Annotated in this window: 19 protein-coding genes, 1 tRNA gene and 1 pseudogene; 3 read left to right on the forward strand and 18 right to left on the reverse strand. The window is 59.5% G+C overall.

The features are described 5' to 3' along the window. The first annotated feature begins 2 nt into the window (after positions 1-2). The gene (locus ACTHJ1_RS06980) at positions 3-473 is read left to right on the forward strand and encodes a PRC-barrel domain-containing protein (protein WP_440189722.1); all 471 of its coding nucleotides are present in this window, start codon (positions 3-5) and stop codon (positions 471-473) included. Between the two features lie 852 nt (positions 474-1,325). Here the strand turns inward: ACTHJ1_RS06980 and ACTHJ1_RS06985 are convergent. The 9 genes from ACTHJ1_RS06985 to ACTHJ1_RS07025 form a co-directional block, all read right to left on the reverse strand. Further along, positions 1,326-1,874 (reverse strand): MarR family winged helix-turn-helix transcriptional regulator, encoded by a 549-nt coding sequence (locus tag ACTHJ1_RS06985; protein ID WP_440189725.1) that lies wholly within the window; start codon positions 1,872-1,874, stop codon positions 1,326-1,328. 58 nt (positions 1,875-1,932) lie between these two features. Next, positions 1,933-3,117 (reverse strand): Gfo/Idh/MocA family protein, encoded by a 1,185-nt coding sequence (locus tag ACTHJ1_RS06990; RefSeq protein ID WP_440189728.1) that lies wholly within the window; start codon positions 3,115-3,117, stop codon positions 1,933-1,935. Positions 3,118-3,129: 12 nt separating this feature from the next. Then, positions 3,130-4,095, reverse strand: coding sequence for a PDR/VanB family oxidoreductase (locus tag ACTHJ1_RS06995; RefSeq protein ID WP_440189731.1), 966 nt, complete (start codon positions 4,093-4,095; stop codon positions 3,130-3,132). A gap of 11 nt (positions 4,096-4,106) precedes the next feature. After that, a complete protein-coding gene (locus ACTHJ1_RS07000) occupies positions 4,107-5,096 on the reverse strand; it encodes an ABC transporter substrate-binding protein (RefSeq protein ID WP_440189734.1) in 990 nt (329 codons plus the stop codon). 13 nt (positions 5,097-5,109) lie between these two features. Continuing rightward, the gene (locus tag ACTHJ1_RS07005) at positions 5,110-6,429 is read right to left on the reverse strand and encodes a Rieske 2Fe-2S domain-containing protein (protein WP_440189737.1); all 1,320 of its coding nucleotides are present in this window, start codon (positions 6,427-6,429) and stop codon (positions 5,110-5,112) included. Positions 6,430-6,847: 418 nt separating this feature from the next. Then, positions 6,848-7,636, reverse strand: coding sequence for an ABC transporter ATP-binding protein (locus ACTHJ1_RS07010; protein WP_440189740.1), 789 nt, complete (start codon positions 7,634-7,636; stop codon positions 6,848-6,850). Between the two features lie 13 nt (positions 7,637-7,649). Then, on the reverse strand, positions 7,650-8,408 hold the full coding sequence (locus ACTHJ1_RS07015; RefSeq protein WP_440189743.1) for an ABC transporter ATP-binding protein: 759 nt from the start codon (positions 8,406-8,408) through the stop codon (positions 7,650-7,652). Further along, positions 8,405-10,315, reverse strand: a complete 1,911-nt coding sequence (locus ACTHJ1_RS07020) for an ABC transporter permease (protein ID WP_440189746.1) — start codon at positions 10,313-10,315, stop codon at positions 8,405-8,407. The genes ACTHJ1_RS07015 and ACTHJ1_RS07020 overlap by 4 nt, the downstream gene beginning before the upstream one ends. Positions 10,316-10,335: 20 nt before the next feature. Continuing rightward, positions 10,336-11,508 carry an ABC transporter substrate-binding protein gene (locus ACTHJ1_RS07025; protein ID WP_440189749.1) on the reverse strand — a complete coding sequence of 391 codons (1,173 nt, stop codon included), beginning with the start codon at positions 11,506-11,508 and terminating at the stop codon, positions 10,336-10,338. 284 nt (positions 11,509-11,792) lie between these two features. On the opposite strand from ACTHJ1_RS07025, the gene ACTHJ1_RS07030 reads away from it, so the two are divergent. After that, the gene (locus ACTHJ1_RS07030; protein WP_440189752.1) at positions 11,793-11,972 is read left to right on the forward strand and encodes a DUF4113 domain-containing protein; all 180 of its coding nucleotides are present in this window, start codon (positions 11,793-11,795) and stop codon (positions 11,970-11,972) included. Positions 11,973-12,123: 151 nt separating this feature from the next. On the opposite strand, the pseudogene ACTHJ1_RS07035 reads toward ACTHJ1_RS07030, so the two are convergent. The 5 genes and pseudogenes from ACTHJ1_RS07035 to ACTHJ1_RS07055 all read right to left on the reverse strand — a co-directional run. Next, positions 12,124-13,175 (reverse strand): annotated as a pseudogene (locus tag ACTHJ1_RS07035) (IS3 family transposase); the annotation flags it as partial. Between the two features lie 112 nt (positions 13,176-13,287). After that, positions 13,288-13,380 (reverse strand): ParA family protein, encoded by a 93-nt coding sequence (locus ACTHJ1_RS07040; RefSeq protein ID WP_440189755.1) that lies wholly within the window; start codon positions 13,378-13,380, stop codon positions 13,288-13,290. Positions 13,381-13,472: 92 nt separating this feature from the next. Further along, entirely contained in the window at positions 13,473-14,480 is a 1,008-nt protein-coding gene (locus tag ACTHJ1_RS07045; protein ID WP_440189758.1) for a site-specific integrase, read from the reverse strand. Positions 14,481-14,650: 170 nt separating this feature from the next. Further along, positions 14,651-14,726, reverse strand: a tRNA-Lys gene (locus ACTHJ1_RS07050). Between the two features lie 136 nt (positions 14,727-14,862). After that, positions 14,863-17,073, reverse strand: a complete 2,211-nt coding sequence (locus tag ACTHJ1_RS07055; protein ID WP_440189761.1) for an AsmA family protein — start codon at positions 17,071-17,073, stop codon at positions 14,863-14,865. Between the two features lie 122 nt (positions 17,074-17,195). On the opposite strand from ACTHJ1_RS07055, the gene ACTHJ1_RS07060 reads away from it, so the two are divergent. Then, a complete protein-coding gene (locus ACTHJ1_RS07060; RefSeq protein ID WP_440189764.1) occupies positions 17,196-17,585 on the forward strand; it encodes a YkgJ family cysteine cluster protein in 390 nt (129 codons plus the stop codon). A gap of 37 nt (positions 17,586-17,622) precedes the next feature. Here ACTHJ1_RS07060 and ACTHJ1_RS07065 read toward each other — a convergent pair whose 3' ends face one another. From ACTHJ1_RS07065 to ACTHJ1_RS07080, 4 genes are all read right to left on the reverse strand, one after another. Then, positions 17,623-18,354, reverse strand: a complete 732-nt coding sequence (locus ACTHJ1_RS07065; protein ID WP_440189767.1) for an amino acid ABC transporter ATP-binding protein — start codon at positions 18,352-18,354, stop codon at positions 17,623-17,625. A gap of 35 nt (positions 18,355-18,389) precedes the next feature. Then, positions 18,390-19,082: an amino acid ABC transporter permease gene (locus ACTHJ1_RS07070; RefSeq protein ID WP_440189770.1), complete on the reverse strand. Its 693-nt coding sequence runs from the start codon at positions 19,080-19,082 to the stop codon at positions 18,390-18,392. A 3-nt stretch (positions 19,083-19,085) separates the two neighbouring features. After that, positions 19,086-19,820: an amino acid ABC transporter permease gene (locus tag ACTHJ1_RS07075; RefSeq protein WP_440189773.1), complete on the reverse strand. Its 735-nt coding sequence runs from the start codon at positions 19,818-19,820 to the stop codon at positions 19,086-19,088. A gap of 107 nt (positions 19,821-19,927) precedes the next feature. Beyond that, positions 19,928-20,836, reverse strand: a complete 909-nt coding sequence (locus ACTHJ1_RS07080) for an amino acid ABC transporter substrate-binding protein (RefSeq protein WP_440189776.1) — start codon at positions 20,834-20,836, stop codon at positions 19,928-19,930. Positions 20,837-20,988 lie beyond the last annotated feature (152 nt).

Raw genomic sequence — 20,988 nt, forward strand, 5'->3', positions numbered from 1 at the left:
TCATGATTTCATCCGATCAGCAACCGACACAAAAAAATCTGGACGCCGTAGAGATACCCGGCCATCGCGTCCTCGCGGCCAGCAAACTCGACGGCGAGACGGTTTACAGCGCCGATGGCGACGATGTCGGAAAAATAAAGGAAGTCATGCTCGATATGAATTCCGGCCGAATTGCCTACGTGGTGCTGTCCAGCGGCGGATTTCTCGGAATGGGCGACAAGCTGCTCGCCATTCCGTGGCGCGCGTTTGCCATAGATCCTGAGCGAAAGACCTTGCAGTTGTCGATTTCGTCGGAAAAGATCAAGAATGCGCCAGGTTTCGACAAAGATAGCTGGCCCTCGATGACGAACCGCGCCTGGGCAAATTCCGTTCATGAATATTACGGTACCGAATCCAACATGAAACGCAACATCACCAGCGGTGGCGACAATCTGCCTGGCGCGGCCACCTCTACCGACACGGAGGCGGTGTAGCGCTCATTGCACAAGACCCCAAAAAACAAAAAGCCCCTGCGGAATTTAAGACCGCAGGGGCTTTTTAATGTGTTTTGGTGGGCTGTGAGTGGCTCGAACACTCGACCTACGGATTAAGAGACTGACAGAACCAAGGAATTAATTATTATTAATCAATGCCTTACAACGCTTGCCCCGTGTTCTCTTCCAGTCTAAACCAAACATATCCAGTGCTCATCAGGCGCACCATGACACATGTACGGCACAGAAAATGGTCAGGTTTTACGTGCTGTGTTACGCCAGATCTCTCATCACGATCCCCAACAACTCTCTACTCAATTTTCAGCCGTCCTTAATCGTATTGTGATCATCGCGTTGACAGTCGAGTCGACGAAGATTCCCGCGGAAATGCAAAGGGCTTAGTTACTGGCAGCACTCTACTTGAGATAGCTATTGATAGCTTTTGTGCGCCCTTGAATCACGGGTATGAGCGAAACCGCTGGAAGCTAGCAATTGATATCTTTTGGCATGCGTCCAACGCTTTGAACTTATCGGAAGTTCACCAACCCTGGTTACCCATACCCAAAGAGCATGCCATGACCAATCACACAATTCAGAGCGCCTTGACCGCGTATTTCAGTCACCCCCGACCTTTTGCATTTGCGGCGCGCATAGTGCGGATCGCTGCCTGCGCCGTAGGTGTCGGAATCGCCTATGAAGGCTGGCCTACCCGCCCCTTTTTGGGTATAGCTTTAGCACTGGTGACTTGGTTGTGCCTCCAGTTCGTGGCCTTCGTTCTAATTACCATCAGCTTTGCACCGCGGCAGGGAAGACTAGTGTCGTGCTTTTCGGAGGACAATCGGTCAACAAATTCTAGGCATCACCACCGTTAGTGCGACGATATAGCTCGCGTGTGGACGGCAGGCGGCGTTCTTCCGCCTCCATCGCGGCCTCGTCCTCGGCGAGATTGGCGATGATGGTCAGCAGCACTTTGCGCGCCGCCTTGATCTCGGACTCTTTTAGGCCATGCGTACCAATGGCGTTGACTTCTTCGGCCAGGGGCACCAGGTGCTTCTTCAGCGCCTTGCCCGTGCGGGTTAGATAAACGTGGAGGTTTTTCTTGTTGCCCGGCAGATGTCGGCGTTCGATGTAGCCCAGACTTTCCATGGCCTTCATGGCCGCGAAGGTCGTGGGTTCCATCACGCCGGCCCGCTCGCTGAGTTCGCGCTGCGTCAGGCCGTCCTGCTCCCACAAGATGCGCAGAAAGGCCCAATGGCCGAAGGAAACATTGTGATCGGCAAGGCGAAACTGCAACGCGCGGATCAGGGAGCGCGTCGCATCCTTGATCAAGTGTGCAAGGCGGTCTTCGGGTACTGCTTCGCGCCAGTGATGCAGTACGTTTTGGGTTTCCTGGGAGCTCATCCGATCGATATAAAGTGGTGCAGATAAACCAGAGAGAAATAATACCAGCCCCCCTCCATCAGGCCTGGCAGCGCAGCGGCACGTCCTCGCCAACGCGGCTGGACGCGAGCATCGCCAGGCAGATCTCCAGCGTGGCCTTGGCCCATCGTCCATCATGCAAAGGCAGCTGGCCTTGCCTGACGGCCATGAATAATTCGTCGATCACTTCCAGGCGCGGCGCCGCGGGCGCGGGCAGGGGCCTGAATTCCTTTGCCTGATCGCCGTAGATCCAGATGCCGTCGGCCATGGGCCGCAGGTCGGCGCGCTCGCAGGACACGACGATCGCACCGAAGTGCTGGTGCGCGGCCGGGCGGGCAGCCTCGCCGCGCGGCGGCAGCTTGAAGCCGGAACCCCCGTAGGTGCCGGCCGCTTTCAACCGGGCCTCTTCCTCGGGATTGCCGATGGTGGCGAGCTTTCTGCGCGCCTGGCCGAAATCGTCGGGATTCTTGCTGTTGCCCATTTCGTCCGTCCACCGCATCCACTCGTCGGAGTCGAAATGGCCGTAGCCGTTGTAGCTGAGCGAGGCGTAGGCGCTGGACTCGAACCACAGGAGCGCGGAATACGCGCCCTCGGTGGGGCGCGAGGGATCCCAGCGCCCCAGCGCGGCGCGCAAGCGCACCGGCCGCTCGCCGGCCAGCATGCGGGCGATGTCCACCTGGTGGGCGGCCTGGCTGAACACCGCGCCGCCGCCCTCCGCCGTGACCAGTTCCTCGGGCCGGCGCGGCCGGTAGAGATAGTCGGTGTAGTTCAGCGCGTGGATCATCCGCACCGCGCCGAACTCGCCGCCGCGGATCAGGTCGCGGGCATGCAGATAGGGCGTGTCGAAGCTGTGGCAATGGCCGATGATGAGGTTCACCCCCGCCGCGTCGCAGGCCGCGATCATGGCGTCGCACTCGTCCAGGCTCAGCGCCATGGGCTTCTCGACCAGCACGTGCTTGCCGTGCGCCGCCGCCAGGCGCGTGTGCTCGGCATGGAACTGATGCGGGCTGGCGATGTAGACCGCCTCGACGTCCGGGTCGGCGACGACAGACCGCGCATCTTCGAAGGCCGTTCCGCCGAAATCTTCGGCAAAGCGCGTGCGCGCCTCGGGACGCGGATCGCATGCGGCCACCAGGCGCAGGCGCTCGTCGTTCAGGAAGGTGGGCAGCATCAATGAAAACGCTCGTCCCAGGCCGATGATGCCGAGCCGCAATGGAGTTGTCATGGAAAGCACTCCTTAAAGGTCGAGCACCAGCTTGCCGCAGCCGCGAGACACGCACACCATGATCTGGCTGGCGTGCTCTTCTTCCATCAGCACCATGTCGCGATGGTCGGCCTGGCCTTCGAGCAGCGTGGTGCGGCAGGAGCCGCACGTGCCGCTCTCGCACGAATAGGGCACGCGCACCTGCGCTTCGCGCAGCACGCCCAGAATGCTCTTGCCCACTGGCACTGTCAGTGTCTTGCCGGTGCGTGCCAGCTCGACTTCGAAAGGCTGGTCGTCGGCGCGCGGCACGCTGCCGTCGACGAAGCTCTCGAAGTGCACGCGGCCCGGCGACCAGTGGCCCGACATGTCGCGCACCGCATCCATCAGGCCGCGCGGGCCGCAGCAATAGACGTGGCCGCGGTTGGGCTTTTCCAGCACGGGCCAGAGATCGAAGGATTTATTGAAATCACCCTCGTCATGATGCACCTTGACGTTGGCCTTGATGGCAGGGTCAGCCAGCACGTCCAGATAGGCGGTGGTTGCGGCCAACTGACTCAGGTAGTAGAGCTTCCACGAGCAGGGCGGCAGTTCGCCGAAAGAGCGGATCATGGACAGCATGGGCGTGATCCCGATGCCGCCGGCGATGAAGATCAGATTGCCGGGGTTGTCGACCAGAGGGAAAGCATTGTCCGGCACCGAGGTGGGGAGAATGTCGCCTACGCGGGCCAGGTCCACCAGGCTCATCGAGCCGCCGCGGCCGTTGGCTTCGCGCTTGACGGTGATCACGTAGCGGTTGAGGCGCTCTGGACTGTCGCACAGCGAATATTTGCGCAGCTCGCCGTTGGGCACGCGCACCTTGACGTGCGAGCCTGGCGTGAAGGACGGCAGCTCGCCGTCGTCCTCGCGCGCCAATTCGAAGCTGCGAATGCCGCTGGCTTCTTCGCGCGTGGCCACGATGCGCAGAGGCATCAGCGCATCGCCGTTTTCCGTGTCCAGCATGATTCCATCCCTCAGATCTTGAAGCCTTCGTAGGTGCTCGGGTGGAACATCTCTTCCACCTGCACTCGGCGGCTGGACAAGCCCTGCTCGAAGTGGGCGCGCGCGAAAGCCTCCAGCGTCGGGCGGCTGGCGTCCACGCCGTAGGCCCAGAAGTTTTCGCCCAGGGTTTCCTTAGCGGCCTTGAGCTGTTCTTCGACGAAGGGCAGCGTGACCTTGGTCGCCGAGGTATCTTCGAGCTTGGCCAGGGCGGCGGCCTTGGAAGCCTCGAACGCCTTGAGCAACGCCCCGGGCAGCCACGGATGCTGCTCGGCCAGCGCTTTGCGCACACCCAGCACGTGCATGATGGGAAAGATGCCCGTGCGCTTGTAGTAGTCCTTGGCGACAGCGGTGGGGTCGTCGAATAGCCAACCCACATTGGGGTTATGACGTGCCGCGCCCGAGGGTGCGCGCGGCGCCACGAAGCCGTCAATCTCGCCGCGGTCGATCAGATCGGAGATGGTGACGCCCTCCGGCGCAGACTCCATCTTCACGTCGGCAGGCAGCTTGAGTTTGATTTTTTCGGGGCGGCCGGGCTCGTCGATGCCGCCGCGCACCCAGGTCACGTCCGACGGTTTGACGCCGTAGTCGTCCTGCAGGATCGAGCGCGCCCAGACGTTGGCCGTGAGCTGGTATTCGGGAATGCCGACGCGCTTGCCCTTGAGATCGGCCGGCGACTTGATGCGGTCTTTGCGCACATAAATGGACGTGTGGCGGAAAGCGCGCGACAGGAATACCGGCAGCGCGATGTAGGGGCTCTCGCCCGCGGCGTGCTTGACCAGATAGCTCGACAGCGACAGCTCGCTCACGTCGTAGGCCTGGTGGCGGAAGGAGCGGAAGAACATTTCCTCCGGCGTTTGCAGCATGAAGACGGGATCGACGCCGTCGATCTGCACGGCGCCGTCGTACAGCGCGCGGTTGCGGTCGTAGTCGCCCATGGCGATGGAGAGTTGCAGCTTGGACATGGCGATGCTCCTGTCAGGCCTTGATTTCGTAGTTGCTGTCCAGGCCTTGCTGGCCCGGAGTCTGCCGAGTGACCGGCCGGGCCGCGAAGTCACGCCAGTCCGTGGTCTTGGGAATGATGGATTGGAACGAGCAGATCGAGGCAGGGATGCGCTGCTCGCCGGTACCGATGGCCGGCTTTCCTTGCTGGACTTCGCGCGCGGCGTCGACCATCTGGCGTCGGAACTCGACAATGGCTAGATCGCTCGCGCCCAGGCGCTCTTCCCAGCGCTTGGCGATCTTGCCCATGGTCACCCACATGGCGACGTCCTGGTTGGGAAAGCCCGTGATGCCCGTGAAATTGCCCGCCTTCATGGCCTGGCGGTCTTGCCAGAAGCGGTTCTCGTGATTGCGCAGGGGGCGATAGCGTTCGTCCAGATCGATACCGACCTGCTGCCCCAGGAACTGGCGCCAGGTCGCCGTGTCCGGCGTGGCGGCAGCGTCGCCCCAGGCCAGGAAATAGAAGACTGAGCTTTCGTCGTCGCGCGGCACGTTGACGTTGGCTACGTTGTACAGATTGTTCGGCGGGATCAGGACGGTGCCGGGCGCGACAAAGACCGTGGACCGGATGTAGTCGTTCTGCGCGGCATTGACGATGGGACGGCGTATGGCCGCATAGCGAAAGCCGTAGCCAGCGCGCTGCACCTGCAGGCGCGGCGCCTTGTCGGTGGACGGGCGCAGCCATAGCTTGTCGGTGGCTTCGGCGCCCGTCACGCGCGCCGGCACGAAGTCCGACGAGTGCAGGCTGGAGCTGTGGGCCGAGTCGATGGCGCCCTCGAGGATCTGCGCCCAGTTGCAGGGCAGGATGACCTTGGCAACGCTGACCTTGGTGTCTTCGGTGGGCGCCCAGGGCGGCGGCGTGAATTCAGGCACTGCATTCTGGTCACCCATGAAGGCCCACACCATACCGCCCCATTCCCGCACCGGATAGGCCTTGTGCTTGACCGGATTGGCCGCCAAGGCCGCCGCGGGCTCGGACACCATCTCGACGACGGCGCCGGCCACGTCCAGCTTCCAGCCGTGATAGAGACAGCGCAGGCCGTTGTCTTCGTTGCGGCCGTAGACCAGCGAGACGCGGCGGTGCGGGCAGTACTCGTCCATCACACCGACGCGGCCTTCGGTGTCACGGAACACCACCAGGTCCTCGCCCAGGATGCGGGCCTGGATCGGCGTGCCGTCCGGCTCGCTGACTTCCTCAGTCAGGCAGATGGGCGTCCAGTGCTGGCGCATGAGCTTGCCCATGGCAGCGTCGCCCTCGACGCGGCAGAGCAGGTCATTTTCTTCAACGGTCAACATGATGATTCCTCAAAATTTTTTTTGAGACTGTGCAACCACGCAGCACCTATTTCCAGTTCAAAAGGCACGGGCTACCAAGTGAGCCGGTACTGGCACGGGCCGAACATCACTTTCTGCTTGCATTGTTGTGCTCTCCAGCAAGCGGATTGTTGCCATTGGTCCCTGCCGATGCACGAGGCATATCTCATGTTCGAATATTATTAGATATCTAACTAAATAACAATAAATAATTATCCAGCTAAGTAAAAATATCTAAGCGCAAAATCACTGCCCTAATGGAGTCGAAAAATCCCATCGAACCTGGAATCCACTTCTTAGTGGCAGGAAGATGGAAGCGCACTATGTCGCAGCAGACGCAAAAACTTAATGTGCCTCGCCATGCAGCCTATTAGCCGAACTATCAGGCCCCTCTTGCCGATCAAAAACTGTCAATGCAGGCGCGAATTTGCGTGGCTGTTCTCTGAGTCGTATCGGTTTCAAATCGTTCGCTCGAACCGGCGCCTAGATAGCGTTCAGCGATTTCCGAAGACGCCAACAGGTCGGAGGCCTTTCCGGTCATGGTTACACGACCATTTTCAATCACGTAGCCACGGTCCGCGATAGCCAGCGCAGCGTAAGCATTTTGCTCAGACAGCAATATGGAATGGCCTTTGGCGCGCAGTTCCTTAACCAAATCGAATACCTCGATAATCATCATCGGCGAAAGCCCTAGCGATGGCTCATCCAGCATGATCAATTTAGGCTGCGACATGAGTCCGCGAACAATCGCGAGAATTTGCTGTTGCCCCCCGGAAAAATTGCCAACGGCATCGCTCAGGCGCTCTCTGAGGAAAGGGTACTGATTCACCAATTCTTCCAGGCGCTGTTGTACTGACGCCTTATCTTTCGCACGTCGGACATAGGCGCCCATGCTCAAATTTTCAGCTACGGTCATCCCGGAAAAAACCTGTCGCCCTTCCGGGACATGGCAAATTCCACGCCGTAGACGCTCGGCGGTCGGGAGTGAATCGATGCGCTCGCCCAGGTACCACAATTCACCGCGCATCGGCCGCAGAAGACCGGAGATGGTCTTCACTAGAGACGACTTTCCGGCTCCGTTGGCACCCACCAGCGTGACGATCTCACCTTCGTCAACGGCAAAGTCAATGTCCTGAAGTACCGGCGACCTGGAATAGCCCGCTGTAATGCCTTTGCACTCGAGCAACATTCTTTGATTCTCTCTAGCCTAGGTAGGCTTTGATAACGCGATCATTTGTCTGAATTTCGGCTGGCGTACCCGTGGCGATCACGGCCCCAGTCTCTAGTACCACGACACGATCTGCGACCCCCATGACCAGTCCCATATTGTGTTCAACAATGAGCACCGTGATGTCGCTGGCACGAATGGCGAACATCAGCGACGCCAACTCGGAAGTCTCGGTATCGTTCAAACCGGCGGCAGGCTCATCGAGCAGTAGCAGCTTGGGCTGGGCCATCAGTGCACGCAGAATTTCGAGCATTTTTTGCGCCCCCATCGGCAGCTCCACTGCATGGGTATCGCGGAACCTCGTCAATCCGGTTAGCGCCAGCAGCGCATCGGCGCGCTGTGTCAAATCTCGCTCGGCGCGGCGACAATCTGAGCTCCAAAGCGCCTGCTGCAACAATCCACATTTTGAGATTCGACTGCGCCCCACCATGACGTTCTCGAGAACCGTCATACCTGGGAATACGCGCGCAGTCTGAAAAGTACGGATCAGACCGAGATCGGCGATCCGTCCCGGCTGCATTTTGTCGATGCGTCGCCCCTCAAACTCAATCTCGCCGGTGTCGGCAGAAAACAGATTGGTAATTAAATTAAACAGTGTGGTCTTGCCGGCGCCATTCGGGCCGATCAGCGCGGTAATGGTGCCGCGTACCACATCGAAAGAAACATCGTTGGCAGCCCTAAGACCGCCGAAAGAGCGGCTAAGACCGCGCACCCGTAAACTCGCATTGCTCACGGTTGTATCTCCCGCGGAATGGCGGGCGTCGTATTGCTTGGCCTAAAGCGCCTGTCAAGCACCGACAGGTAGCGTGCCAGCGAGCCCCAGATACCTTCCGGCAGGTAAAGGAAAGCCGCTACCAGCAATGCGCCGCTGGCGAATGTCTTCCACTGCGCCAACGGTTGAAAAATCGTCGGCATCAGTGTCAAGAGCGTTGCACCGAACAATCCCCCTACCAACGTTCCTTCGCCGCCGATCACCAGCATCGAAACCAATTCGAGCGAACTGCGCGTACCTAACATGTCTGGCGATAAAAAGTGAAAGAAGTAGGAATAGAGACTGCCTGCGACGGAGGCTAGAACCGCTGCAATTGAAAACGCGATCAGCTTGCAGCGAACCACCTTGATGCCCAAGGCCGCAGCGGCCATCTGATCGGTTCGAATTGCCTGTAGCGAACGTCCAAAACTGGATCGCATCAAACCGCCGAGAGAAATCAGCAGGATCACGTTCAACGTCAATACGAGGTAATACATTGAGACCGGCGCATCAAAACTAAAGCGTCCCAATGAAAAAGAGGGAATTCCTACAAGGCCCGAAGGCCCTCCAGTGATATCGACCAGGCCTACAGCGCATGAATCAACGAGCAAGCCAAACGCCAACGTGGCAAGCGCCAGATACAACCCGCGCAATCGCATCGTGACCGTTGATAGCAACAACGCAGCCGCCAGCGACAATGCGGCGCCCGACAGAAGTGCCCACAGCGGCGAGACACCCAACTGGGTCGTCATGTAGCCAGCGGTGTAACCGCCGATTGCCATGAATCCGGCTTGGCCAAGACTGACTTGTCCGGCGTAACCCATCACCAGGTCAAGTCCCATCAGGGCAATGAAGAAAATAGCGGCAATGATCACACCACTTAGCACTGAGCCTTGGGGAATGAAAACCGGAACCAACAGCGAAAGTATCAATCCTGCCGCCGCAGTCAGCCACTTGGCGCGAACCGGTAGACGAGTAACGTGTTTCCAGACGCGAGGCTCCTCTCGCACATCTTGACGCCTTGTAGTGCGCCCACTAATCAGTCCATTGGGACGAAATAACAGTACGACGAGCAATAGCGCCAGCGAAATGGCGTTACTGAAAAGCGACGACACATATGCCGTTGCGAGCTGACTGACAATGCCCAACAGTAGCCCCCCGGCAACCGCTGCGGGGAATGACGCCAGACCGCCAATAGCGACAGCGATAAAACCTTGAATCGTGAATAGCCGACCGGTGTCAAACTGAAGCGACATTGCTGGCGCCGAAACAATACCTGCAACAGAGCCAATTAGTGCTGCCCCCGCGACGCTGAACAACTGCATGCGCGTGACATTCACACCCATCAGGGTGGCAGCAATCGGATTTTCGGCACAGGCACGCAATGCCTGACCAAGCGAAGTCTTCTGAATCAGATACCACAGGCAAGCAATGACCAGGCAGGTGGTACCGATAATCCAGAACTCCTGCGTCGGAACCAGGATGCCCAAGGTCGAAATCGGTTTCTCTCCTGAGAATGGCGCCATCGCATAGGGCTGACTACCCCAGACAACCAGAATCAGCCCTTCCAACATCGTCAGCAAACCAGCGCTGAGCATCAACATATTGGCGTTGGACAACCGCGAGAGTCCAGGCACAAATGCGACGTAGGCGACGAACACGCCAACCACCACCGTAAAAACGGTGGCGGCCGCCAACGATAGCAACGGTCCACAGCCAAAACTCACCTGCATGGTATAGGCTCCTAAAGCGCCTAGCATGCAAAACGCACCTTGCCCGAGGTTGATGACGTTGGTCACGCGGTAAACGAGTGAGAAACCAAGGGCAACCAGTGCGTAAATGCATCCAACCTGCAGCCCACCGACGATGATCTGAATGAGTTCTGTCATGACCGTTTGTTCGGCAAATATCACTTCAGCAATGCGCCGCCGGAGCCGCTCACGACAACCCAGGTCTTTTTCTCGGCGTCCCACTTGGTGATGTAGACATTCATGTCGGCCAGACCTCGCTGCGGCACGGCAGTGAAGTCATAGGTTCCGTTTAGGCCGGAAAATCCCTTGAGTTGCGCCAAATAGGTGCGCAATTCGCCCGCTGTTGCGCTGGGCCCTAACTTACGCAAGGCCGCTACGACCAACATTGCAGGATCCCAGGCGAAAGATGAGGCCGCATCTGGTTTGATACCCGTTCCCGCATAGGCGGCTTCCAACGCTTGCTTGGCTTCCACTTGTCCTTGCGGAGCATCGTGCGGTGAATCAGGCAACCATTGCGGTGAAGGTATCAGCAGGTTTTTCGGCAAAAATTTTTCGTACTGTGCCATCTGCGCGTAGGTCATGTTGCCATCGGTGGTGGCGACCGGAACATTGAGGCCGGAATCTGTAATGGCCTTGAATACAGTACCGATTGCGGCGCCTGTACTCCACGCAATGATGGCATCAGGTTTCGATCCCTTGATACGTTGAACCTGTGAACTGGCACTGACGTCGGACGGGTTGAAACTGACATTCGAGACCAACTGAATCTGCTTGAACTCTGGCTTTTTGAGCAATTCCTCAATGTTGTGCGCGGCGTCCTGGCCTGAGGCGTCAGTGCTCGTAATGAGGCCTATTTTTCTCATGCCTTTCAGGTCGAAGTAGCGCAGCAAAGCGGCAGCGAGATCTCCCGTGGCCACGCTGGACGTGTACATGAAGCTCCCTTCTTTTGGATGTACCCCAGGTGAAAGGCAGTACAGAACCGGACCGTTCTTCATCAACGGCGCCATTGCGTTGCACATGGCGACCACCGCCGAACCGAGTACCGCCGGCGGGTTACGGGTCACAATCTGGGTTGCTAGTTGAACCGCTGTCTGAGGACTGGACTGATCGTCATGAAAAACGAATCTGACTGGACGGCCGCCTATGCCTTGGTCACCCGTCAGTCCTTTTTCTGCCCGTTGTAGTGCAAGCTGCTCGGCCTTGCCAAGAAAGGCCGCCCCCCCGGTCAAGGGCAATACGACGTCGATATCAAAGGGTTCTACCGCGTATGACGCGGATGTCGCGCAAAGAAGTACCGCACTCAGCGATATCAATTGCCTGAGTTTTCTCATTTTTGTCTCCTCACATATTTGGGGTATTTGTTCAACCCACTTAGTCATTCTTATGCGCTTGAATCCACAGCCAACAAGCGCAAAGAAAATATTAGTCCTCTAAGTATATTGGCGAGAAAAAAAAACTCAACCTTAGAAGCCTAAGTGAATACCCTTTACAGAGAAGATGATCGAGCTGAAGTGCCACGGCAGGTGTGCGCCTGCTGGACATCGCCAGCCCGGCGCAGGCCTGCGCTCAGGGCGAGCTTTTGGGGGCACTGCCGACAGCGCAGACGCATATAAGTGTGCGCGACACTTTGCAGCTGGCGCACGCGGTGGACACACTGAATCAGCGCTTTGGCCGCAGCAGCGTAGCCTGGGGCGCCAGACAGTGCCGGCCAGATGCCCTCCAGGGTACCCACCAGTCGCGCATGACGCCGGCGGCGACAACCAACTGGGACCAGTGCATCGAAGCCTGGAAGTAGTCGCCGGCGGCCTGACCGATTTGCTTATGATTGCATGGCTGACACATCGACCATAAAAATCATGCCCCATATCGATCTAACAGTTCCCTTTACCCAGAAAGATGAAGCAAGGCCATCCATTGGATTGAATCGACCAGGGTTCTGTAGACACCTACAAGCCTGACAGAACTGCCTGTTGCTCGAACTCTACCGGAGACAGGCCACCGTTGGAACTGTGGCGCCGCTTCGGGTTGTAGAACATCTCGATGTAATCGAACACATCGCTGCGCGCCTGGTCGCGGGTCAGGTATATCCGACGCTTGACCCGTTCGCGCTTCAAAAGCTGGAACAAGCTCTCGGCCACGGCATTGTCGTGGCAGTTGCCGCGCCGGCTCATGCTGCAAACGATATCGTGGTTCTGCAAGAACGCTTGCCACTGCTGGCCTGTGAACTGGCTGCCCTGATCCGAATGCAGCATCAATCCGGCAGGCGGCTTGCGTCGCCATACGGCCGCTAGCAAGGCCTGTAATACCAAATCGGTCTGCATCCGACCGTCCATGGCCCAGCCCACGACCTGCCGCGAGTACAGATCAATGACCACGGCCAGGTACAGCCAGCCTTCATGTGTGCGGATATAGGTGATGTCGGTGACCCAATGAGTATTGGCGGCCGGGACATCGAATTGCCGATCCAACCGGTTCGGTGCGACAACCGACGGCCTGCCTGCTGCGGCCCTGGGACGACGGCCGTAGCCGACCTGCGCTCGTAGGCCCTCATCGTGCATCAACCGCGCTACCCGGTTCTTGCTGCACTGCTCACCCAGGTCGCGCAGATCCTGCGTTATCTTGCGATAACCGCAGACCGTGCCGCTCTCGAGCCAGGACTGCTTGATCAACCCCAGAAGGCGCTGATCCTCTTTGTGCCGGGCGCTATGGGGCTAGCGCTGCCAGGCATAAAAGCCGCTGCGCTGCACGCGCAGAACCCGGCACATGCTCGTGACCCGAAACTGCTTCAGATGCGCTTGCATGAACACGTACTTTGCCCTCACCCCTTGGCAAAGTACGCTGCGGCCTTTTTTAGGATGTCGCACTCCTCGGTCACCCGCTTGAGCTCGGCCTGTAGGTGTGCATACCGCTGCACCATCTGAACCGAACTCCACCCGCCCAGCTCCTGCACTACATATAACGGCGTGCCGTTTTGCACGAGCCAGGATGCCCAGCAATGGCGCAAGTCGTGTCAACGGAAATTCTCGATACTGGCGTTCTTCAATGCATTGCGCCAGGCGCGAGTGTTCGCGTTAACGATGGGCTTGCCTTGGAACGTGAAAACTCGTTCCTTATGCTTGCAGGACGGGCAAGCTCGCGGCCAAGTTCACCGCCAAGGTTGTTTTGCCAACACCGCCCTTTTGATTCAGAACTGAAATCACCATTTCTGCACTCCTGCATTTGGATATTTACGATTTTCATTAAATACGTGGGGGATAAGCCCCATAAACGTTCACCTTTGCGAGATACAACGTTGCTAATCCAGCTTGGCCAGGATGGTTTCGGGTTTCAGATGGGTATACCGCGCGAGCATTTGCATGCTCTTGTGACCTGTGATGCTGGCCAACTCCATCGGATTCAAACCCTTCTCGAACAAACGTGACGTAGCCTCATGGCGCAGGTCGTGCCATCGCAGATTGTGGATCTTGAGCGCCTTGGTAGCTCGTTTCCACAAGCAGACCACGGCGTTAGCGGTCGTATCGAGCACTCTGCCTTCGGTGCGACCATCACGCGCTTGTAGTTGGGCAAGTACATCGCAAGCTCGTCGCGATAGCGGCAAAATAGCCGGAACACCCTTGTTCCCTGCTTGACGGAATACCGAAGGGATACGCACCAAGCGCGCATTCAGATCGATCCATTCCCATCGCAATGCAAAGAGCTTGCCTTGACGCAACGACGTTTCGATCGCCAGGTCATAAGCCGGCGCGGTGTAAGGATTGCCGGAATCGGCTAGGTAGGTCCGGAGGGCTTCGTACTCTCCGGATTGCAGTCGCCGATCTCGTGCCTTGCTGCCGCTAGGTTTGCGGATGTTCTTCAAGGGGTTCATCAACCCCTCCATTCCCCATTCCTTGCGAGCTGTCTCGTACAGATGGTTAACGAGCTGCAATTCGAGCCGGATTGTGTTCTCTGCTTTACCTGCGGCGCGACGCTCGTCCCGATAACGGGCGAAGTCCGCCCCGCGCAGGCTGGCCATCATCCGGTAGCTAAGCGAGTGCTGTTTCCAGCGCTGTACACGGCCTTTTTCTTGATCGGGCGAGGTTTTGGTAGGGACGACCTCTCGCAGATATCGGTCCAGACCTTCACCTAGGGTGGTGCGCTCCCCGTCGGTGCGATCGAGATAAACACTTGCGTCCATCTCAGACTCGATCCGCCGAGCCCACTGCTGGCCGAGCTGCTTGCTATCGAAGGTACGGTAGACCGGTTTGTATCCCCGCCGGTGGATTTCTGCGCACCAAAAAGCGCCGCGCTGACTGATGTATGCCATTTATTAAGACTCCAGGTGCGTGACAACACGCTTGACCTGGATTCTCGAAATCCGGCAGATTTCCGGCAAATACCAATTTTTGCCGCGTAGGCGCCCAGCATGGACGAAAAAAAAGCACCGCGATCGCTCGCAAGTGCTTGATTTTCCTCGCAACACCCTGGGAAGGGTGGTGGTGGGCTGTGAGTGGCTCGAACACTCGACCTACGGATTAAGAGTCCGCTGCTCTACCAACTGAGCTAACAGCCCGCGCATTTTTTGCTGCTTTTGGTCGCAAACATTGCTTGCATAAAAAGCAGAAATAAAAAGCGAAGACCATGATTGTATATGGTCTTTTTAGCGCAAGTCAAATCTATCCATCACCCGCGGTTCGATCCGACCGCCCTCACTTTTTCGCCGACAACCTTGCAGGCTTTTTCGCCTCGGCCAGCAGCCGGGAGCAGGCACTTTGCTCATGCGCATCGTTGCCCGGCCCGGCGATCAGGGCAAGCAAACCGGCTGCGGGCGTCAGCGCCACGCTCAAGGCCACCAGGCCTGCACCGCGCGCCAGCAGCGGCGCCACCTCCACGCCGACATCCGGCTTGGCGAAAGTGCCCTTGACATACAACGGCGACCGTAGCGAAAAAATGCGAAAACCCTTGCTCTCGGGAGACACGGTCAAGTTCAACGTCTCATCGCGAAAATTGGCGGTGCCGTTGACATTGACCAGCGCATTATCGGTATCGAACACCAGAGCGCGGGTCTTCATGATGCCCTTGTTCATGCCCAGGTCCGCGGCCGCGCAATCGATCTTGACGTCGTTGTCGCCGAACAGCTTGGCCATCAAGTAGTTGCCTACATTCAGACCGGCCAATTCCATCAGGCCGCGGCTGACGACGCCGTCGTTGATCAGCGCATGCACGTCGCCACTGGCGTCGCCCAGCAGCGCCGCCACCGAATTGCCCTCGCCCGACAGGACCGCGTTGCCGCGCAGCAGCCCCAGCATGCCCTGCGCCTGCGGCGCGTGCATATCGGGAAACAGCTGCTTGAGCTGCAACGCCTGTGCCGATATGCGCAGCGAGCCCGACATCGGCGTTTTGGCGCCATCCAGGTGAACTGCCCCCGCAATCGTGCCGCCGGCAACGCCGAAGCGCAGCGGATCCACAGCCAGCCTGCCGTCGTCCATCACCACATGCGTGTTGAGATCGGAAAAGGGCAAGCGACCGCTGTGTTGGATGCGTTTGCCGAAGAAAGTCACGTCGGCGTCCATGACGCGCCAGCGATCGGTGCGGAAAGCTTCGTCCGGCAAGATCTTGCCCGACGCGGCATGCTCGGCAGCGGTGTTGGACTTGGGCTGGGGCGCATCGGCGTTCTGGGCGCCGATACCGATGAGAGGACCCAGATCGGCCATGCGCAATTGATCGGACCAGACCTGACCGACCAGCCGGGGGCGAGGCGGGCGCAAAGTAAATCGCAGCGTGCCGTGCAGATCGCTCTGCCCTACCCGGCCATTGAAATTGCGATAGGAAAACACGGGGCCGGTCTTGCCGCGCAGGCTGGCGATCAGTCGCCCGTCGGTCGAGTAGGCCGGCGTATCGGGCAGCGCCACGCCTGTAAGCGGAAACAGATCGGCCATCGACGCGCCTGATAGCGACAGGCGCAGGTTCAAGGCTCCCAGGTTCTTGGGGTCGGTCAAGATGCCGACGACGGAAGCCCGGGTTCGCCCGGCTTCGATCTTGGCCTGTATCGGAAAAGGCACTGCCGCATTCTGCAAGGCCAGCATGCCGCCGATTCGGCCTTCGCCCTTGAAAGGCAGCCCGCGATAACGGCCCGACGCCTTCCACCCGAAAACATAGTCGGGCGTGTTCCGGGCAGAGGCCTGACCGGCCCGTTCGGCGCGGCTCAACGCTTTATTCACCTCGGCATCATCAGTCGCCTGACCGGCCCGCGCCATCGCAGCGGGCTGTGCGAATGCGGGACTCTGCGATGCATCCGTCTGCACGCCCGTTATGTCGGCAACGGGCACGGGTTTGCCCAGCGGATCGATCTGCAGCGAGATATCGGTCTTCAAGACGTCGTCGGTAAAAGCAACCGTGCCCTGATCGAAACCTATCTGATCGATGTCGACCGACCAGGATGGCGATGCGCCGCCCGCGCCCGATGACGCGGGCAGGGTCAGGTCCCAATTGGCCCGTCCGTCGGCCAGGCGTTGCAGATCCGCCGAGGGACCGGTCAGCTGCAAATCGCGGATCACCACTTTGTGCGCCAGCAGGGGCAGGGGCGAGAGCTCGAACTGCACCCGCTTGAGGCTGATCATGACCGGGGTGCGCGCCCAGCCGGGGTTGCCCAGCGTGAGGTCTTGCGCGCTGACGTGCGGCCAGGGCACCAGGCGACGCCACCCTGTGTCGCCGGCGGCGCCGCGCGCCCAGGTCACGGACAGATCGCCGTTGATGGCAAAGGGCCGGCCCAGCGCAGCCGACACGCTCGCGTCGATCTGCGGCTTTAGCCGGTTCGCATCCAGATTGTCCAGGGCCACGCCCGCCGCCACGATCAGAACGATCGGCAGACCCAGCCCGACGGCTAGAGCGCTGAGGACGATTTTCTTCTTGCGGGTCATGCGTGTGCTACTCCGGGTCGGCTCACATCCGACCCTTATTAAGAATAGCGTAGCCGGCGCGCCGGTGGCATTGCCGCATGTAACCGAACCCTGCGGCATGGTTCCAGTACACTCGCCCGGCCATGTCCGACACCGTTTCGATCCTGCCCGACAACAATCCGGCCGACCTGAATCCCTGTCTGGGTTGCGGGGCCTGCTGCGCGAATTTCAGGGTGTCGTTCTACTGCGGCGAGGTGACCGGCGTCAATGGCGGCACCGTACCGCAGGAGCTCGTCACGCAAATTACCCCGCTGCGCGTCTGCATGCAGGGCACGGAACAAGGCGGCCGTTGCACGGCCTTGCGCGGCGTGCTGGGCCAGCCCGGCATCCATTGCGCCATCTACCCGCTGCGTTCCTCGACTTGCCGCGAGTTCAATGCCTGGGAAGCCGACGGCAGCGTGAATCCGGACTGCCAGCGACTGCGCGCAAGCTTGGGCCTCCCCCAGCTCGCGTCGCGGCCGAAGCCGCTTTAGCGTTCTTTCCGGGGCCTCAGGGCGATACCCGGCCCGGTCAGTGCGACAGAATCTTGGACAGGAACTGGCGTGCGCGTTCGCTCTTGGCTGCCTCGAAGAAGGCGTCTTTGGGTTCGTCTTCGACGATTTCGCCGGCATCCATAAAGATGACGCGGTCGGCCACCTTGCGGGCGAAGCCCATTTCGTGGGTCACGACCATCATTGTCATGCCTTCCTTGGCGAGCTCGACCATCACGTCCAGCACTTCGTTGACCATTTCCGGGTCGAGCGCCGACGTGGGCTCGTCGAACAGCATGCAGATGGGATCCATGACCAGCGCACGGGCGATCGCCACGCGCTGCTGCTGGCCGCCCGACAGCTGGCCGGGGAACTTGTCGGCGTGAGCCTTGAGGCCCACGCGATCGAGCAGCTTGAGCGCCTTGGCCACGGCTTCTTCGTGCGACCGGCCCAGTACTTTTTCCTGGCCCAGGCAGAGGTTTTGCGTGATGCTCAGGTGCGGGAACAGTTCGAAATGCTGGAATACCATGCCCACGCGCGAGCGCAGCTTGGGCAGATTGGTGCCTTTGGCCGCCACCGAGGTACCGTCGACGATGATCTCGCCGCCCTGGATGGACTCCAGGCCGTTGACGGTCTTGATGAGCGTGGATTTGCCCGAGCCCGAAGGCCCGCACACCACCACCACTTCGCCCTTGTCGATGGACGTGGTGCAGTGCTTCAGAACCTGAAACTGCGGGTTGTACCACTTGTCGACGTTTTTCAGAGTAATCATGGCCACGAAACGGCTCTCCTGCTTGTCAGCCCAGGTCAACGGATGATGGCCAGGCGGTTCTGCAACCGCCGGACATATCGCGATGCCGTGAACGAAATGATGAAATAAACCAGCGCTGCGAAAAGGTACATCTCGACGACGCGGCCGTCGCGCTCGGCGACCTTGGACGCGGCGCCCAGAAAATCGGTGATCGACAGCACGTATACCAACGAGGTGTCCTGGAACAGAACGATGGTCTGCATGAAGATCACCGGCAGCATAGTGCGAAACGCCTGCGGCAGCACCACATAGCGCATCATCTGCGAATACTTGAGGCCGACGCCGTAGGCGGCCGCGACCTGCCCGTTGGGAATGGACTGTATGCCGGCCCGCATGATTTCGGAGAAATAGGCCGCCTCGAATACGGTAAAGGTGATGATCGACGAATTGAGCGCCCCGACCTCGACCGGCCGCGACGCGCCGGTAACCCATTGGCCCACGTAGGGCAGCAGAAAATAAATCAGGAAGATCACCAGCACCAGGGGCAGCGCACGCAGCAGGTTGACGTAGAGCGTGGCGAACTGGCGCAGAACCGGCACCGACGACAGGCGCATCATGGCAATGATCGTGCCCAGGATCACGCCGAAGAACGTGGCGATGGCCGTGAGCATGAGCGTGAAGGTCATGCCCTCGCGGAACAGGTAGGGCAGCGAGCGGTAAATGGCGCCGAAATCGAAATGGGCGAACATGGTTCAGTGCCCTCCCGAGATATAGCCGGGAACGGCCAGCCGGCGCTCGATGGCGCGCATGGCTATCGTCACGATGAGGTTGAGCGCCAGGTAGAGCACCGCCGCCGCGATGAAAGCCTCGAATACCTGGAAGGTTTCTTCCTTCATTGCGCGCGCGCGGGCAGTGAGCTCCAGCAGGCCGACGGTGATGGCCACCGAGCTGTTCTTGATGGTGTTGAGGAATTCGGTGGTCAGGGGCGGGAAGATGATGCGAAAGGCCATGGGCCGCAGCACATAGCGGTAGGTCTGCGCCGGAGTCAGGCCCATGGCCTCGCCAGCCATGCGCTGCCCGCGCGGCAACGCTGCGATGCCGGCCGCCAGTTGGATGGCCACGCGCGGCGCCATGTATAGCCCCAGGCCCACTACAGCGGTAAAAAAGGAACTGCTGGGCAGTTGCTTGATCCAGTCGCCCAATGCCTTGGGCAATAGCTCCGGCAGAACGAAATACCAAAGAAAGAGCTGCATCAGCAGCGGCACGTTGCGGAAAATTTCGATATAGGCGTTGGCCAGTGCGGTCAGCGCAGAAGAACGGCTGGAACGGAATACGCCCAGCACCGAGCCGATGGCCAGTGCGATCGTCCAGGCAAGCAGCGAAGTCAGCACTGTCCATTGCAGGCCGATGAGCAGTGAATCCATGTAGTTGCCGGTGCCATCCAGCAAGGGGTGCCAGAAAACCCCCCAGTCCCAGTGGTAGTTCATGCGATCACTCTCAAGAAAAACGCGCGTACGCAAGGCACGCGCGCTTCAGAAAAACAGGCGGAAGGCAGGCGCAGCTGCCTGCATGTTCCGCCTTGCCGCCGCTGAAATCAATAGTCGGCAACGTTGGGGCTGGTCGTGGGATGCGCGAATGCCTTCTTCATGGCTTCGTTCATCGGCACGTTCAGGTTGACGTTGTTGGGCGGGATGGGCGAGGTGAACCACTTGGCCCAGAGTTTGTCCATTTCGGGGCTGGTATAGAGCGCCGTGGTGGCCTGATCGGCGACCGCTTTGAACTGCGCGTCGCCCTTGGGCAGCATGGCGCCGTAGGGCTCGGCCTTGTTGAAGGCATCGGGCGTGATGACGTAGTCCTGCGGCGCCTTGGCGTTGGCGATCAGGCCCGCCAGCAGAATGTCGTCCATCGCGAAGCCGACGGCACGGCCGGTCTCGACCATGAGGAACGACTCGGCGTGATCCTTGGCGGCCAGGATGTTCATGCCCATGCCCTTGGACTTGTTGGCTTCGGCCAGCTGCTGGATGTTGGTCGTGCCCGAGGTGGAGACCACGGTCTTGCCCTTGAGGTCTTCGATGCTGTGGATGTTGCTCGATTTCTTGCTGACGACGCGGTTGGCCGTGAGGTAGTAGGTCTGGCTGAATGCCACCTGTTTTTCGCGCGCTTCGTTGTTGGTGGTCGAGCCGCACTCGAGATCGACCGTGCCGTTGGCGACCAGCGGAATACGGGTCGCCGAGGTGACCGGAACCAGGTTCACCTTGAGATTGGGCATGTTCAGCTTGGCCTTGACCGCATCGACGATGTGATAGCAGATGTCCATGGCAAAACCGATGGGCTTCTGGTTGTTGTCGAGATAGGAGAAGGGGATGGACGAATCGCGATAACCGATCGCGATCGCGCCGGTTTGCTTGATTTTCGTCAGGGTCGGGCCGAGGTCTTCAGCCATGGCGCCGGTAGTACCCGCGGCCGCCAGGCAAACGCCTGCCAGAATGTGCTTGAGTTGCATGGTTTGATCCCTCGTGTAGGTAGTGAGAATGTCCCGGCACGCGCTTGTGGCGCGACTGCCGCGTTCGTTTGCAGCGCGGCTCCCCGTGCAGCCCCGTCGTGCAAGAAGCGGCGTAGTTTACAACCAGCTAAACGTCCGGCGACCATGGTTTC

Source organism: Bordetella sp. (assembly GCF_051960075.1).
GTDB lineage: Bacteria > Pseudomonadota > Gammaproteobacteria > Burkholderiales > Burkholderiaceae_B > Bordetella.